Below are 16238 nucleotides of genomic sequence, written 5' to 3' on the forward strand. Positions count from 1 at the left end.
CATAGGTCACTTGGTGACCTCCACCCGATGCGCGACACCTCCCGTGCGCACGATCAGCCCGCCCTCGACCGCCTTCTCAACGGTCCGGCCCGCTGTCAGCCAGGCGTACAGCGCCGAGGCCGCGGCCCCGGGATCGAGTCCTGCGGGATCGCCGGTGAGGCGCACGAGCGGTCCGTTGCGTGGCCGTACGGTGCACGTGCCCGGGCCCGTGATGAAGGCGGCAAGAGCGCTGTGCGGGTGACGTGCGAGCACCTCGCGTGTCCAGAGTTCGGGCGACCCGAACCGCAGGTCGTCCGGCGCGCCATCGCGCAACAGGACGTCAGCCAGGGCGAGTTGACCCGGATCGCGCGTGTCCTCGTGAACCGCTATGTGGGCGTCGCCTTCCCTGTCCGGCTCGAACCAGGGGTCGGCGTACCGGGCCACGTGAACCTCATCCGCTGCCTCCGTGCTCACCCGCGTGAGCACCTTCAACGGGGCGTTGAGCGACGGGCGTTGGCAGGGCGGCAGCGGGAGTCGTTCGAGCAGCGCGGGCCACGCCGGTTCCGGGATATTGATCAAACGGTAGAAGAGGCTGCGCAGGAGGGCCGCCGATTTGCCGGGTGAGGAGGTGGTCAGACGGGCTGGCCCCGGCAGAGGCTGGTGCTTCGTCATCAGGTCGTGCAACTGAGCGGCCAGAGGCGTGTGCGGCTCGAACCGCGGAGCGCTGCGTACGAATTCGGCCACCGGGGAACGGGGGTCGAGCCCGTTCAACGGCGCGGCGCCGAGCAGAACGGGGGTGCCGAGGGCCGCCGCGTAGTAGCTGACGGAACCGTGATCGCCGATGACGGCGTCCGCCGCCAGCAGCGCCTGGCGCCAGTCGCGCAAGGGGTCGATCAATGTGAGGCCGCCGCGCAACGCCCGGTCCAGCCAGGCCCGGATCTGCCCGGGACCGTGCCCGTGCCAGATGTTGGGATGCAGCACGGCGGCGACCCGGTACTCGTCGGCGGGCAGCTCGGCGGTGAGGCGGGGCAGCAGTGAGGGGAGTACGTCGTCCCCGCCGCCGTCACCGAACAGCGACTCGGGGTTCCAGGTCGAGTTCAGCAGCACCAGGCGCTGGCCCCGGCGCACCCCGAGCGCCTTCTGGAAGCGCTCTCGGTACGGCCGGGCCGCCAGCATCCGGTCGAAGCAAGGGTCCCCCGCGAGGGTCGCTGTGGGGACAGCCTCGGGGCACGCCGTACGCAACCGTTCCAACTGCTCGGGGTGCGAGAGGACCATGGCGTCCGCGACGGGTATGCCCTCATGGAGCAGCCACTCGCGGGAGAGGCCAAAGACGGGTGGCGGTGCAGACGAGAGAGCGCTCTCGGGTTCGGTCTGGGCTCGATCGCGGGCGGATGCGCCCGCTGAGGCCGAGGCTGGGGCCGCGGGCGAAGGGTGTCCGGTGTCCGGTGTCCGGTGTCCGGTGTCCGGTGTCCGGTGTCCGGTGTCCGGTGTCCGGTGTGGAGAGCGTCTTATTGTAGCCGACGCCGTGCGAAAGGAGGGCCAACTTGCCTGAGATGCAGTGGAGTTGACCGCCAAGGCTGGCCGTGATCGCCAGGTCGACCTTGGTTTCGAGCGCCTGCTCCCAGGGGAGCACGGGCACCCCGATCTCGGCCAGCAGCGACTCCACTCCGGCCTCGAAGGCCGAGGATCCGGTACAGGTGGCCAGGAGCTGTATGCGGAGGTCGTCGTGGAACAGGGGCAGGACGTCGAGGAGCCTGGTCGCCGATGTCACGTTGTGCACCACGAACAGCACACGCCGGCACTGGCCGCGGGTCGCCCAGCGCGCGGCGTCGTCCCCGACCGGCACCCGTATGCGCCGACCGACGGACTCCGTCACCGCGCCACCTCCAGCTTCAAGCCCGTCATCCCCTCGTTGTGGTGCGGCCACGATAGCCAAGTGGGCGATCGGCTCCCGCGTGGGTGGCGGCCTTGCGCAGCTCTCTGGACTGGGCCCGCTTGCGCCCGCGGCCTACGCGGGCGGCGGTTTCGCGTGGAGCCGAGCGTCGACGGCCCGAGCGCGGTCGCGTGCGGGCGCCCGGCGAACTCGGCGGCGGGTGGGCCGGGGGCTTGAACGTTGCGGGTCGGCCACCGGAGAGAATGGCCGGGTGATGCTCCGCTACCGCGTACTCGGACCGACGCAGGCACTGCGCTCTGACGGCAGTGAAGCGCGGCTGGGCGGAGCCCGTTTGAGAGCGCTCCTCGCCGCGCTGGCGGCGGGCGCTGGGCGTGCGGTCCCGCAGTCGATGCTGATCGCGCAGGTGTGGGGCGAGGGGGACGAGCCGCCCGCCGACGAGGCCGGGGCGGTGCAGGCGCTGGTCGGGCGGCTGCGTCGGGCGCTCGGGCGAGGCGCTGTTGAGTCGGTTCCGGGCGGTTATCGACTCACCGCCCATGCCGACGAGATCGATCTCTTCCGCTTCGAGCGCCTCGCGGCGGAAGGCGCGGCCTCGCTGGCTGCTGGAAATCCGGACAGGGCCGGTGGGCTCTTGGACGAAGCCCTAGCCCTATGGAGCGGCCCAGCGCTGGCGGACCTCCCGTCGCGCGACGGTGACCCGCTGGTGGTGCGAGCCGAGCGGCGCCATGCCGATGCACGTCGAAACCGGCTGGCGGTGGAGGTGGAGCTGGGCCATGCCGAGAGCGCTCTCGGCGAGCTGGGCGCACTCGCTTCCGCGGCTCCGCTCGACGAACCGCTCCAGGCCCTCCATATCCGCGCGCTGCGAGCAGCAGGCCGCTCGGCGGAGGCGCTCGTCACGTACGAATCCGTACGGGGAGCGCTCTCCCAGCGCCTCGGTACGACCCCCGGGCCAGAGCTGCTGTCCTTGCACGCTGAACTGCTCAATCCCGAGCGGCATGTCGAGAGCGCTCTCAAGAGCTCGGGCCCCAAGAGCTCGGGCCCCGGGGGCTCCAGCCGCGGGGATTCGCCCGGTGTGGGTTGGGACGAGGTCGGCACGGGCCACCCGCACTCAGGTCCGCCGAGGCCTGACCACCCGGGTTCGTTCGGTGCGGCGCCGCCCTACAAGGCTTTGCACGGAACGACCCCGCCCTACATGGACACGAGCCATGAGCCCACAAGCCAGACGGGCGTCGGCCGCGCAGCCTTGGATGACACCGGCTCCGGCCACACAGCCTCAGACCACATGGGCTCCGGTCACACAGCCTCAGACCACATGGGCTCCGGCCACACAGCCTCGGACCACACGGGCTCCGGCCGTACGCTCTCGGATCACACGGGCTCGGGCCACGTGGCCCACAGCCACACGCCCCAGGCCTGTACGAGCCCGGACTATGTGGCCCCGTCCCACACGCCCCTGCCCCACCCGGCCACATCCCGTACAGCCTCCGCCCACGCCCTTCCGCCTCGCTCCACCCACCCGGCCCCGCACCGGGCAGCTGCGGCTGTGCCTGGGGCCGATGGGCAGGAGGGGCAAGTTGGTCAGGGGGCGTCGGCTGTCCGGGCGGCGGGCAATTTGCGGGCTCGGCTCACCTCGTTCGTCGGGCGGGAGGCCGAAGTCCGGGCGGTGCATGAGGACCTGAGCCGGGCCCGGCTGGTCACGCTCACCGGGCCCGGCGGGGCGGGCAAGACGCGCCTGGCGGTCGAGGCGGCCGACGCCGTCGCGGCGCAATGGGACGACGGGGTGTGGCTGGTCGAGCTCGCGCCCGTACGGGATGCGGCGAGTCTGCCGGAGGCCGTGCTCACTGCCCTGGGTGCCCGCGAGACGCGGCTTGCGGGTCCGGCCGAGACGACGACGAGGGACCCACTCGCGCAGCTGATGGCCCACTGTGGGCGTCTCCGCATGCTGATCGTGCTCGACAATTGCGAGCAAGTCGTGGGCGCGGCAGCGGAGTTGGTCGAGGATTTGCTCACGTCGTGCCCGGGGGTCACCGTCCTGGCGACCAGCCGGGAGCCGCTCGGCGTGCCGGGCGAGCGGGTGAGGGCCCTTGGGCCACTGCCGCATGAGAGCGCTCTCGACCTGTTCGGCCAGCGTGGCGCCGCCGCCCGGTCCGGCTTCAGCGCCGACGACGATCCCGACGCGGTGGCGGAGATCTGCCAACGTCTGGACGGGTTGCCCCTGGCTCTCGAACTCGCAGCGGCGCGGCTCCGGTTGTTCACGCCGCGGCAGATCGCGGACCGGCTCGACGACAGGTTCCGGTTGCTCAATACCGGCCCCCGCACCGGCAGGACCCTCCAGCCAAGACAGCAGACACTGCGCGCGGTGGTCGACTGGTCCTGGGATCTCCTCGACGCCGAAGAGCAGGCCGTGCTGCGGCGTCTCGCCGTCTTCGCCGGAGGCTTCGCCCTGCCGGAAGCGGAAGCCGTCTGCGAGGACCGTGAGACGGCGGCCCCCGACGAACCGGCCCCTGGCCCTGCTGTCCCCGGCCGGTCGGGCCCCCGCGGGAACAGTCCCCGCCCGTCGGCCCCCGTGTGGGAGGCCACCCCGGTCGTCGATCTCCTCGGCTCTCTCGTCGACAAGTCGCTCGTCACGGCCGCGCCCGCTGCGGCGGGCGGGATGCGGTACCGGTTGTTGGAGACCGTCGCGGAGTACGCGGCGCAGCGGCTCGACGAGGCGGGGGAGCGGGCGGCGGTCGAGGTGCGGCATCTCGTCGCCTACCGGGAACTCGTCCGTACGGGAGAGCCTCTGCTGCGTGGTCCGCGTCAGCACGAGGTCATCCAGCGCTTCGAAGCCGAGCACGACAACGTAAGAGCCGCATTGCGTACGGCAGTTGAGCGGAAGCGGGAGCAGGACGCGCTGTGCCTCGTCCTCGCCATGGCCTGGTTCTGGCAGTTGCGGGGGCATCAGGCCGACGCGCGCGGCTGGGCCGGGGAGGCCGCCGAACTCGGCCCGGATCCCTTCGCCGAACCTGTGCGATCCGCCGCTGCCCTCGCCGACCGGTGCACGGACAGTCCGCCGCCCTGGACGGGGGAGCGGCTCCGGGAGGCCCGGCGCGGGGTGCGTCTGATGGTGTTCGCGGCCGGCGGTGGCAGCGACGCGGAGCTCACCAGCCCCCGGACCGTGGCGTATCTGCGCCGGATCGTCGCAACGTACGGGAACGGCCTGCCGCAGAACAGTCGCCAGCCCGGCTCGGTCTGGTACTTCGCCCGGCTCCTCACCGGCGAGTTCACCGGATTCGACCGGGTGGTCGACGAGATGGTCGCGGACGCCAGGCGGCATGGTGATCCCTGGGACCTCGCCTTCACCCTCCTGCTCCGCGCGAAACTGGCCGGGGGTTCCGATGCCGCCGACGCGCTCGTGCTCTTCGAGCGCATCGGCGACCCGTGGGGCGTCGCCGAGTCCCTCTCGGCGCGGGGTGAGTCGTACGCGCGGGAGGAGCGGTACGAGGAGGCCGCAGCGGATTTCGAGCGGGCGCTCGAAGGGGTCGCCCGGATCGGTGCGCATGCCCAAGTCCCGGAGTTCAAGGGCAGGTTGGCGGCCGTGCGTCTGGAGACGGCGCGCACCCCGGGCGAGCGTGAAGCGGCGGAAGGTCTGCTCGTGGAGGCCGTCGAGGAGTCGCGGCACTTCCCCGGGGAGGACATCGGTACCGCCCGGATGCTTCTCGCCCAGCACTATGGGCGCACCGGGCGGATCGACGGTGCTCGGGAACAACTCCGTTCGATGGAGGCGGAGTTCAGCCCCCGGACACCCGAGCTCTTCCGGGGATTCGTCGCCGGGTTGGACGGCTGGCTCGACTGTCTGGCCGGAAGGTACGAGGATGCCCAGCGCAGGATCCGGGAAGCGGTGCGCCACTTGGAGAGTCAGGCCTATCTGGTCGCTCCCCATGTGATCCTCAGTCAATTCCTCTCCTTTGCCTGGGCGAAGGCTCATGCCGGGGACGCGCTGGACGGCGCCCGGCTGCTCGGGGCGTACGACCGGAACTCGACCGGATACGGGAGTTTCGGGTTCCGCCCGCCCGGCGTCGAACCCGAGACCCGGCGCCGGGCAGAAGCTGCGCTGCGCGCCGCCCTCGGCCCGGAGGCGTACGAACACGCCTACGCCGAAGGCGCACGCCTCGATGTGCAGGAAGCCGCGGCCCTGGTGTGAAGGTCCTGGGGCCGGACCCGCGGCCCAGGTGTGAAGCCTCCGAGGCGGGGCGCGGACCCTTTCCCGAGTCAGGCGCCCGCGCCAACCTCCGCACCCCGAGATCGCAGGAGCCCGCTCACCACCCACCCACCCACTCACCTCCGCCGCCCTGAAGAATGCGGCCAGGAAGCCAAGCCCCCGCCCCTCCATCGCTACGGGTCACGAACCACCCATAACCATCCCGAACCAACGAAATCCGCCCGGCCTACCCGGGCCGACTGCTCCAGCCGACTGCTCCATCCGGCTGGTCGTCCGTGCCCCGGCGTGAAGACCGCGCCCGCCCTCCCAGGCGCCACCACCCGGCACCGGCGGAGAGCCGGGACGGCCCGGCGCAGGGCCCTCCGAAGGGGTGCGCGGGTGGGGGCGTGAGGGGCGCGCGTGAAGCTCGGCTGTTGGGCCGCTTAAGAAATCCTCGATGGACTCGGCGGCCCGGGCTCGGCAGATTGGTGATCAGCAAGATCGGCCGGACCGGCCGCATCGGGCGGATCGAACAGATCAGGCGGATCTCAGGCGGATCAGTGGGATCGGCGAGGTCTCCCGTGCCGCCGGATCCGCCCGATCCGAGCCCGTATGCATGTCCGCCCGTACGTCCGGCCGCCGATCCGTGGCCGTACGCCCCTCTCCGTACGCCGGGAGCTCCGCCCATGAAGGCACTTGTCAAGCAGCACGCCGAACCCGGACTGTGGCTCATGGACGTTCCCGAGCCGGAGACCGGGCCGGGCGATGTGCTGATCAAGGTGCTGCGCACCGGCATCTGCGGCACGGACCTGCACATCCGCTCCTGGGACGGCTGGGCGCAGGGCGCCGTCGAGACGCCGCTGATCCTGGGCCACGAGTTCGTCGGCGAGGTCGCCGCGGTCGGGGCGGACGTCCAGGACATCGCGGTCGGCGACCTGGTCAGCGGCGAGGGTCACCTGGTGTGCGGGAAGTGCCGCAACTGTCTGGCCGGGCGCCGTCACCTGTGCCGCTCGACCATCGGACTCGGGGTCGGCCGCAACGGCGCGTTCGCCGAGTACGTGGCGCTGCCCGCCTCCAACGTGTGGGTGCACCGCACGCAGGTCGACCTGGACGTCGCCGCGATCTTCGACCCGTTCGGCAACGCCGTGCACACCGCGCTGTCGTTCCCGCTGGTCGGCGAGGACGTGCTGATCACCGGCGCGGGCCCCATCGGCATCATGGCCGCGGCCGTCGCCAAGCACGCGGGTGCCCGCAACGTCGTCATCACGGACGTCAGCGAGTCGCGGCTCGACATCGCCCGCAAGGCCGGGGCCACCCTCGCGCTGAACGTCGCCGAGCACGACATCGCGCACGCCCAGCGTCAGCTCGGCCTCAAGGAGGGCTTCGACATCGGCCTGGAGATGTCCGGGCGCCCCGAGGCCATGCGCGACATGGTCGCGAACATGACGCACGGCGGCCGCATCGCGATGCTCGGCCTGCCCGCGCAGGAGTTCGCCGTGGACTGGGCGAAGATCGTCACCTCGATGATCACCATCAAGGGCATCTACGGCCGCGAGATGTTCGAGACCTGGTACGCCATGACGGTGCTGCTCGAAGGCGGTCTCGACCTCAGCCCGGTGATCACCGGCAAGTACGGCTTCCAGGACTTCGACGCCGCCTTCGACGAGGCCGCCACCGCCCGCAGCGGCAAGATCATCCTCGACTGGACGGTCTGAGCCCCTCCCCGCAGGCCCCCTCGACCCCGCCCGCCTTAGGAGCACCCCGCATGTACGCGAACGTCCGCGACGACCTTCAGAAGACCCTCGACGAGATCAAGGAAGCCGGGCTGTTCAAGCCCGAGCGCGTGATCTCCACCCCGCAGAGCGCCTCCGTCTCCGTGCCCTCCGGTGACGTCCTCAACTTCTGCGCCAACAACTACCTCGGCCTCGCCGACCACCCCGAGGTGATTGCCGCCGCCAAGGACGCCCTGGACCGCTGGGGCTACGGCATGGCCTCGGTCCGCTTCATCTGCGGCACCCAGGACGTCCACAAGGAGCTTGAGGGCCGCCTGTCGGCGTTCCTGGGCCAGGAGGACACGATCCTCTACTCCTCCTGCTTCGACGCCAACGGCGGCGTCTTCGAGACGCTGCTTGACGCCGAGGACGCGGTCATCTCCGACGCCCTCAACCACGCCTCGATCATCGACGGCATCCGTCTGTCCAAGGCGGCCCGCTTCCGCTACGCCAACCGCGACATGGCCGACCTGGAGGCCAAGCTCAAGGAGGCGTCCGGCGCGCGCCGCCGTCTGATCGTCACCGACGGCGTGTTCTCCATGGACGGCTACATCGCGCCGCTCCAGGAGATCTGCGACCTCGCCGACCGCTACGACGCCATGGTCATGGTCGACGACTCGCACGCCGTCGGCTTCACCGGCCCCGGCGGCGCGGGCACCCCCGCCCTGCACGGCGTCAGCGACCGCGTCGACATCATCACCGGAACCCTCGGCAAGGCCCTCGGCGGCGCGTCCGGCGGCTATGTCGCGGCCCGCGCCGAGATCGTCGCCCTGCTGCGCCAGCGCTCGCGCCCCTACCTGTTCTCGAACTCGCTCGCCCCGGTCATCGCCGCCGCCTCCCTCAAGGTCCTCGACCTCCTGGAATCGGCCGGTGACCTGCGCGAGAAGCTCGCGGCCAACACCACGCTCTTCCGTACGAGGATGACGGAGGCGGGCTTCGAGATCCTGCCCGGCGAGCACCCCATCGCGCCCGTCATGATCGGCGACGCGGCCGAGGCGGCCCGCATGGCCGAGCTGCTCCTGGAGCGCGGCGTCTACGTGATCGGCTTCTCCTACCCGGTCGTCCCCATGGGCGCGGCCCGCATCCGCGTACAGCTCTCGGCCGCGCACTCCACGCAGGACATCGAGAAGACGGTGGCCGCGTTCGTCGACGCCCGGGCGTCGATGAAGGGCTGACGCGCCACGGCCACGCGAGCCTGACGGCCGCCGGACAGCCGTCGAAGGCCCCGGGGGGCGACCGACGGCGCCCGTGCCGGTGGCGGGCCGGAGCGCGGGACAATGGCTGGGTGATCGACCCCCGCCGGCTCCGCATCCTGCGCGCCGCGGCGGACCACCGTACGGTGACCGCCGCGGCAGCAGCGCTGTATCTGACGCCCTCCGCCGTCTCCCAGCAGCTCGCCGCCCTGGAACAGGAGACCGGGCACACCCTGCTCACCCGCAGCGGCAAGGGCGTGCGGCTCACCGCCGCGGGGGAGATCCTCCTGGCGCACGCCAACGCGGTCCTGTCCCAGCTGGAGCGGGCCGAGGCGGAGCTGGCCGCCTACGCGGGCGGCGCGGCCGGAGAGGTCACCGTGGCCGCCTTCGCGACGGGCATCGCGGAGGTCCTGGCGCCCGCGATCGTGCGGCTGCGCGCGACCCACCCCGCGATCCGGGTCCGGGTGCGGGACGCCGAGGGCGACGAGGCGCTGCCGCTGGTCCTGGACGGCGAGGCGGATCTCGCGCTCGCCGTCGAGTACCGGGGCGCGCCCCGCGAGGACGACAGCAGGCTGTCGCGCGTCCCGTTGTACGCCGAGCCCTTCGACGCCGTCCTGCATGCCGCGCACCCCCTCGCCGGGGAGCCGCACGTACCGCTCTCGGCGCTCGCCGACGACGACTGGATCGGCCCCTACCCGGGCAACCCGTGCCACGACGTGATGCTGCTCGCCTGTGAACTCGCCGGATTCCAGCCCAAGTTGGTGCACTCCTCCGACGACTTCCGGGCGGTGGTGGCGCTGGCCGGGGCCGGGAGCGGGGTGGCGCTCGTGCCGCGCTCCGCGCTGCGCGGCATGGAACGCGAGGACACGGTGGTGCGCCCCGTCGAGGGCCCGGCGGCGACCCGGCGGGTGTTCGCCGCGGTGCGCCGGGGGGCCGAGGGGCATCCGCTGTTCCGGCCGGTCCTGGAGGCGCTCGCCGAGGCGGCGCGGGGCTTGCCGCCCGACTAGGCGAGGACTGGGCGAGGAGCAGGGCCGAAGTCCCGCTCCGGCCCGTCCGGCCCCCGGCGCGGGCGGCGGATCAGCCGGGGGTGATCGGGCCGAGGTAGGTGCCGCCGGACACGTCGATGGCCTGGCCGGTCACCCAGCGGCCCTGCGGACCGGCGAGGAAGCCCACCACGTCCGCCACGTCCTCCGGCTCGCCGATCCGCCCGAGCGCGGTGATCGACGCCAGCCCGGCCATCGCCTCGGGAACGCCGGTCCACCCGGCGGTCATGTCGGTCCGCACCACCCCGGGTTCGACCGTGTTCACGGTGATCCCGCGTCGGCCCAGCTCGTTGGCGAGCGACGGGCCGAGCGCAGCCAGTGCCGCCTTCGTGACGGTGTAGCCGATCTGGAGGGGGTTCGCGATCCGGGTGGCGGCGGAGCCCACGTTGATGACCCGTCCGCCGTCCCGGAGCAGCGGCAGCAGGCGTTGGATCACGAAGACCGGTGTGCTCACGTTGACGGCCAGCAGGCGGGCGAACTCCTCCTCCGTGAGCTGCCCGATCGGAGTGACCGAGTGGATGCCCGCGTTGTTGACCAGGATGTCCAGGCCCTGACCGCCGCGCTCCGCGAGCCCGGCGGTCAGCCCCTCGACCAACCGGTCGACCGCCCCGCTCTCGCCGAACGCGGCCCGCACCGCGAACGCCCGCCCGTCGGCCTTCTCGATCAGCCTCACGGTCTCCGCGGCGGCTTCGTCGTTGCCGCCGTAGTGGACCGCGACCAGCGCCCCCTCGGCGGCGAGCCGCAGGGCGATCGCCCGGCCGATGCCGCGCGAGCCGCCCGTCACCAGGGCCGTCCTGCCGTTCAGTTCCCCCACGCTTCTACGCTCCCCTCGTGTCGCCCATGACGCCCATGACGCCCGTGTCGCTCCGTCGCGTGCGGGACCGCTCATGAGTGGCCCGAAGTCCTGAAGTCCCGCCCTGCTGAGCCGTGTTGAAGGAGCGAGGGCGTCCGGGACCGGTCGGTACCGGTCGGTCTGCACACCCTTTCGCTCGGACTGTACGTCAGGAGCGACGGCGGGATCGGGCGAACGTGAGGATCAGGACCGGGCGCCCGGCGGGCGTGCTCAGGCCCAGGCCGGGGCGGTGCCGGTCAGCTGGCAGACCACCAGGTACAGCGGGATCGGCGGGGTGTAGGGCGTCGCACCCTCGGGGAAGTTGATCAGGCGCGGCCGGTCGGCGTCCGGAACGACGGCGCCGTGCGCGTAGCGCACCGGCCGGGGCCAGGGCAGATCGTGGTCCGAGCCCGCCGGCACGATCCACCACCACCAGTCGGCGGAGGCGAAGACGCAGCCGGACCGCGGCAGCCGGGACAGCAGCCTGAAACCGTGTGCGGCGGGCACACCCACCGCGTCCCGCCCCAGCGTGGCGGGCCGTACGGCGGGGAGCGGCACCCCGCCGCCGGGTCGAGCGGCGGAGCCGCCGGGCCCGGGCACTCCGTGCGCACCCCCACTGCGCACGGGGCCACGGGGCCCGGCGGTTCCGGACCCATCGGGTCGCGGGCCCTGTCGCCCGGCCCGGGGTCCCCAGGGAAGCATCTGTCTCGTCACGGTCGGCCCGCCTGGCCCGGCCCGCCGTGCGCGAGCTCGGCCCAGACGATCCGGCCGGGCCCGTACGGGGCGTCGTGCGTGCCCCACGCGCTGCTCACCGCGTCCACGAGCAGCAGCCCGCGTCCGCGCTCCTCGTCGTCCTCCGAGTGGCACAGGCGCGGCCCCGCGGAGCCGCAGCCCAGATCCCGGACCGCTATCCGCAACGCCCGCTGGAGATCGGTGAGTTCGCACAGTATGTGGTCGCCGGCGGTGTGCACGACGGCGTTGGTGACGAGCTCCGAGATCACCAGGGCGGCGGTCTCGTGCAGGTCGTCGTGGTGCCCCCACCCGGTCAGCATGTCCCTGCTGCGCCGACGGGCCAGGGAGACCGATTCGGTACGGGCGGGCACGTCGAAGGCGTACCGCCGTACAGCGGTCCCGGAGCATGCGCCTGTCAGCTGGGGGATGAGCGCGTTACCAGGAGCCACGACCGGAATCCTCACAGTGGGGAAGCGGCACCGGACACCGCCTCCCCCAAGGCTGCGTACGGCCACCGCGTGTGAACTGGTTCACCGACCTACCTTGTACCCGCGGCGGACACTTGGCAAGGGGCACTCTGAAAATTGCAGAGTGCCGTTCTCCTATCTGCAACGACATGGCACACTGCTCGCAACAGCGCGTGGGGAGGTCTGAAGTGAGTGAACCCCGGTCCGCCCCGACCGTGGGCCAGGTCGTGCTGGGCCGACGCCTGCAGGACCTGCGCGAGCGGGCCGGTCTCAGGCGCGAGGAGGCGGCCAAGGTGCTGCGGGTGGCCCCGGCCACCATCCGGCGCATGGAGATGGCCGAGGTCTCCCTCAAGATCCCCTACGTCGTGCTGCTGTTGCAGGCGTACGGGATCGGCGACGCCGAGGCGGAAGGTTTCGTCGCCCTGGCCGAGGAGGCCAACAAGCCGGGCTGGTGGCAGCGCTTCCACGACATCCTGCCCGACTGGTTCAGCATGTACGTCAGCCTGGAGGGCGCGGCCTCGCTGATCAGGTCGTACGAGCCGCACTTCGTGCCCGGGCTGCTGCAGACCGAGGAGTACGCGCGCCATGTGATGCGCAGCGGCGCGCTCGGCGCGACCAGTCACGCCGACATAGACCGGCACGTGGCGCTGCGCATGGAACGCCAGTCGCTGCTCACCCGCGAGGACGCCCCGCGGCTGTGGGTCGTCATGGACGAGACGGTGCTGCGCCGCCCCGTCGGCTCGCTGCAGGTGATGCGGGACCAGATCGACCGCCTCCTGGAGGCGTCGAAGCTGCCCAACGTCACCGTGCAGCTCGCCGAGTTCGCCTCCGGGCACCATCCGGGGACGTACGGGCCCTTCGTCCTCTTCCGCTTCGCCGTGCCCGAACTGCCGGACATGGTCTACAGCGAGTACCTGACCGGTGCCGTCTACCTCGACGCGCGTCCCGAGGTGGCCACTCACCTGGAGGTCATGGACCGCATGGCGGCTCAGGCCGCGACTGCACAACGCACGAAGGAGATCCTCAAGGATCTCCGCAAGGAGCTGTGAATGGATCACATATACGACGGCGGGCCGGCGGACGGGCACATCTACAACGGCATGCCCGCCACCGAACTCGGCGCCGAGGGCTGGCACAAGCCGTGGAGCGGCGGCAACGGCGGCAACTGCTTCGAGGCGATGAAGCTGGCCGACGGCAGGGTCGCGGTGCGCCAGTCCGCCGATCCGGAGGGCCCCGCGCTGATCTACACCCCCGGTGAGATCGCCGCCTTCATCCAGGGCGCGAAGTCGGGCAAGGCCGACTTCCTGCTGACCTGATCCTGCTGACCCGATCCACCGGCCGCCCTCGCGCACCACACCGTCGACCGCCGTGATCCATCCCCCTGTTCACTGACCTTCATCCCCCATGGAGCGCACATGACCGGGCAAGACCGCACCGCCGTGACCATCGACACCAGCAAGCCCCACCCGGCCCGGGTGTACGACTGGTTCCTCGGTGGCAAGGACAACTACCCGGTCGACGAGGCGCTCGCCGAGCAACTGCTCGCCCTCGACTCGCGCGGCCGGGACATCGCGCGGGTCAACCGGGCCTTCATGCACCGCGCCACCCGCTGGCTCGCCCAGCAGGGCGTGCGCCAGTTCCTGGACATCGGCACCGGCATCCCCACCGAGCCCAACCTCCACCAGGTCGCCCAGCGCACCGCGCCGGACGCCCGGATCGTGTACGCGGACAACGACCCGATCGTGCTGCGGCACGCGGAGGCCCTGCTGCGTTCCACCCCCGAAGGCGTCACCGAGTACATCCAGGCCGACGTCCGCGAACCCGACCGCATCCTGGAACTCGCCCGCGACACCCTGGACTTCGACCGTCCGGTCGCGCTCTCACTGATCGCGCTGACCCACTTCATCGGGGACGACGACGATGTGTACGGGATCGTCGACCGCCTGCTCGGCGTCCTCGCGCCGGGCAGCTACCTGGTCCTCTCCCAGATCACCGGTGACTTCGACCCGGAGAGCGCGGCCCGCGCGGTGGAGCTCTACAAGGAGGGCGGCGTCACCCTGCGCCCGCGCACCAAGGCCGAGGTCACCCGGTTCTTCCACGGTCGCGAACTCGTCGAACCGGGCGTGGGGCTCGCCGCCGCCTGGCACCCGGAGCTCGGCGAGGCGGCGGCCGCGGGCGACGAGACCATTCCCGTCTACTCGGGCGTGGCCCGCAAGGCGTGAGGCGACGGGCGCGGCCGGAGCCGGCCGCGCCCGCCCGGGCTCACCCCAGGTCGAACGCGTTCGGCAGGCCGAGCCGGTGGCGCAGCCGGTCGGTGGCCTTCAGGAAGTCGAGCTCCGGCGCGCTGTACAGCGGCGTCACGGTGCAGCGCGGCGCCGTCGAACCCACCCGGTCCAGCAGGGCGTTGGCGGCGAGCCGCCCCGAGGTGTTGGCGCCCTCCATGGTGGCCAGGTCGATGGGAACGGCCACGTAGTCGCCCGCGAGGTAGAAGTTGGGGATCCTCGTGGCGGCCGTGGGCCGGTTGTGGAAGGTCCCCGTGGGATGGATCAGCAGCTCGTCCTCGTTGTGCGGGTCCGGGGTGCCGATGCCGGAGACGCCCGGGTCCAGGAACCAGGAGTGCAGCCTGGAGTCGCTGAGGACGGTCTTGCCGGTGTCGTTGAGCGCGGCCTTGAGCTGGGCCCACACCTCGCGCGCCACCTCGTCGCGGGTGCACTGCTTGGCGGTCTTGCCGTACAGCATCCCGGGCTTGTCCCATTCGGAGATGTCGACCGAGAGGCAGTCGGCGACGGTCCCGTCGCCGTAGGTGGCGGCGAAGGGGTGCCGGGGCCAGTGCTCGGCCTGGGCGATGGCGGTCAGTGACCACGGCGAGTCGATGCAGTCGAGGTGTCCGTGCACGATGTCGGGCCGCTCGGTCAGATAGAACTGGATGCCCGTCATCCAGTCGGTGCGCAGCAGGTCGCAGCGCGCCAGCTGCGGGTCGGCCGCGCGCATCGCCGCACTCCAGGTGGGCCGGGCGTGCTCCACCGGAAGCGCGCAGACGTAGTGGTCGGCCGTGACGGTCCGCACGGTGGCGCCGTCGTCCTCGACCTGAACGCCCGTCACCCGCCCGCCGTCGTAGGTGACTTCGCGTACCGTCCAGCCCACTTTGAACTCCACGCCGAGCGTGCGGAGGTGAGCGACCCACGGGTCGATCCACGCCTCGTTGGTCGGCGCGTTGAGGATGCGGTCGAGAGGGCCGTCCGCGCCCCGGCCGAGCGCGTTGAACACGAAGGCTTCGAGCAGGCTGCCCACCGTGCGGGTGCTGGCCTCCTCCGCCTTGGTCGCCACGATGTTCCGGGTGACGCCGACGGCGAGGATGCGCTGGTAGTCGTAACTCATCTGCGCGGCCCGGGTGAACGTCCACCAGGGCGTGGACTCCCACTGGCTGTCCCGGCGCTCCTGGCAGCTGGTGAGGAAGACCGCGAGCCGGTCCACGAAGTACGCGGCTTCGCGCGCGGGCAGCCGCTGGAAGGTGCCGAGCAACCCGGTCAGGGCGCGGCGGATGTCGTCGAGGGTGAGGGGCTGGGGCGTGCCGGCCCCCGGCATGGGCAGGCGCAGGTCTTCCTGGCCGGTCCGCGCGAACATCATCTCCTTGGGCGCCACCAGGTTGTCCCAGACGCCGTGCGCGTTGCCGGGGAACGGGATCCGTCGCAGCGTGTCCGGCAGGTTGTGGTAGATGCCGGGGATGAAGCGGAAGCCGTGCTCGGCGGGCAGTGGCCGGCGGCCGCCCTTCGCGCTGTCCGGCACGTCCATGGAGCGGGCCTTGCCGCCGAGCGCCCGGCGCTCGAAGAGCGTCACCCGCAAGCCGCGCTCGGCCAGCTCGTGGGCGGCCGTCAGTCCGGCCACCCCGCCGCCGAGCACGGCGACGCTCTGACCGCCCGCCGCGGTGCCCGCCGACGCGGCGTTGGTGGCCGCCGAGGCGGTGGGCGCCTCGACCCCGAGGGCGGCCACCGCGCCCGCCGCCGCCGTAGCGGCGACAAAAGTCCGTCTCGTACTGCCCGTGCGTGCCACAGTGCCCCCTATTACCGGTGGTAACGGTCACGTCCGGCGCAGGAGCATACGGTCGGCCCGTCGATCCCGGAAGGCTGATCGGGCACCTGATCGGGGGCG

Annotated in this window: 13 protein-coding genes and 1 pseudogene; 8 read left to right on the forward strand and 6 right to left on the reverse strand. The window is 71.9% G+C overall.

Annotated elements, in window-relative coordinates:
- Window positions 1-6: 6 nt before the first annotated feature.
- Window positions 7-1254 carry a hypothetical protein gene (locus tag AC07F3_RS02410; RefSeq protein ID WP_479109644.1) on the reverse strand — a complete coding sequence of 416 codons (1248 nt, stop codon included), beginning with the start codon at window positions 1252-1254 and terminating at the stop codon, window positions 7-9.
- 22 nt (window positions 1255-1276) lie between these two features.
- Window positions 1277-1855, reverse strand: a complete 579-nt coding sequence (locus AC07F3_RS02415; protein WP_479109646.1) for a hypothetical protein — start codon at window positions 1853-1855, stop codon at window positions 1277-1279.
- A 406-nt stretch (window positions 1856-2261) separates the two neighbouring features.
- On the opposite strand from AC07F3_RS02415, the pseudogene AC07F3_RS02420 reads away from it, so the two are divergent.
- The 5 genes and pseudogenes from AC07F3_RS02420 to AC07F3_RS02440 form a co-directional block, all read left to right on the forward strand.
- Window positions 2262-2792: pseudogene (locus AC07F3_RS02420) on the forward strand (AfsR/SARP family transcriptional regulator); the annotation flags it as partial.
- A gap of 741 nt (window positions 2793-3533) precedes the next feature.
- Complete coding sequence (locus AC07F3_RS02425; RefSeq protein ID WP_479110584.1) at window positions 3534-6053, forward strand: ATP-binding protein; 2520 nt, start codon at window positions 3534-3536, stop codon at window positions 6051-6053.
- A 683-nt stretch (window positions 6054-6736) separates the two neighbouring features.
- Complete coding sequence (tdh, locus tag AC07F3_RS02430; RefSeq protein WP_479109648.1) at window positions 6737-7765, forward strand: L-threonine 3-dehydrogenase; 1029 nt, start codon at window positions 6737-6739, stop codon at window positions 7763-7765.
- 50 nt (window positions 7766-7815) lie between these two features.
- Window positions 7816-8997, forward strand: coding sequence for a glycine C-acetyltransferase (locus AC07F3_RS02435; protein WP_479109650.1), 1182 nt, complete (start codon window positions 7816-7818; stop codon window positions 8995-8997).
- 110 nt (window positions 8998-9107) lie between these two features.
- Window positions 9108-10022 carry a LysR family transcriptional regulator gene (locus AC07F3_RS02440; protein ID WP_479109652.1) on the forward strand — a complete coding sequence of 305 codons (915 nt, stop codon included), beginning with the start codon at window positions 9108-9110 and terminating at the stop codon, window positions 10020-10022.
- Between the two features lie 70 nt (window positions 10023-10092).
- On the opposite strand, the gene AC07F3_RS02445 is transcribed toward AC07F3_RS02440, so the two are convergent.
- The 3 genes from AC07F3_RS02445 to AC07F3_RS02455 form a co-directional block, all read right to left on the reverse strand.
- Window positions 10093-10872, reverse strand: coding sequence for an SDR family NAD(P)-dependent oxidoreductase (locus AC07F3_RS02445; protein WP_479109654.1), 780 nt, complete (start codon window positions 10870-10872; stop codon window positions 10093-10095).
- 249 nt (window positions 10873-11121) lie between these two features.
- Entirely contained in the window at window positions 11122-11514 is a 393-nt protein-coding gene (locus tag AC07F3_RS02450) for a hypothetical protein (protein WP_479109656.1), read from the reverse strand.
- 86 nt (window positions 11515-11600) lie between these two features.
- A complete protein-coding gene (locus tag AC07F3_RS02455; RefSeq protein ID WP_479109657.1) occupies window positions 11601-12071 on the reverse strand; it encodes an ATP-binding protein in 471 nt (156 codons plus the stop codon).
- 206 nt (window positions 12072-12277) lie between these two features.
- On the opposite strand from AC07F3_RS02455, the gene AC07F3_RS02460 reads away from it, so the two are divergent.
- The 3 genes from AC07F3_RS02460 (at window position 12278) to AC07F3_RS02470 (ending at window position 14311) form a co-directional block, all read left to right on the forward strand.
- A complete protein-coding gene (locus tag AC07F3_RS02460) occupies window positions 12278-13138 on the forward strand; it encodes a helix-turn-helix domain-containing protein (RefSeq protein ID WP_479109659.1) in 861 nt (286 codons plus the stop codon).
- On the forward strand, window positions 13139-13405 hold the full coding sequence (locus AC07F3_RS02465; RefSeq protein ID WP_114036430.1) for a DUF397 domain-containing protein: 267 nt from the start codon (window positions 13139-13141) through the stop codon (window positions 13403-13405).
- A 99-nt stretch (window positions 13406-13504) separates the two neighbouring features.
- Window positions 13505-14311, forward strand: a complete 807-nt coding sequence (locus AC07F3_RS02470; protein WP_479109661.1) for an SAM-dependent methyltransferase — start codon at window positions 13505-13507, stop codon at window positions 14309-14311.
- Between the two features lie 40 nt (window positions 14312-14351).
- Here AC07F3_RS02470 and AC07F3_RS02475 read toward each other — a convergent pair whose 3' ends face one another.
- Window positions 14352-16139 (reverse strand): hydroxysqualene dehydroxylase, encoded by a 1788-nt coding sequence (locus tag AC07F3_RS02475; protein WP_479109663.1) that lies wholly within the window; start codon window positions 16137-16139, stop codon window positions 14352-14354.
- Window positions 16140-16238: the final 99 nt, after the last annotated feature.

It is taken from the genome of Streptomyces sp. NPDC045846, assembly GCF_056431605.1.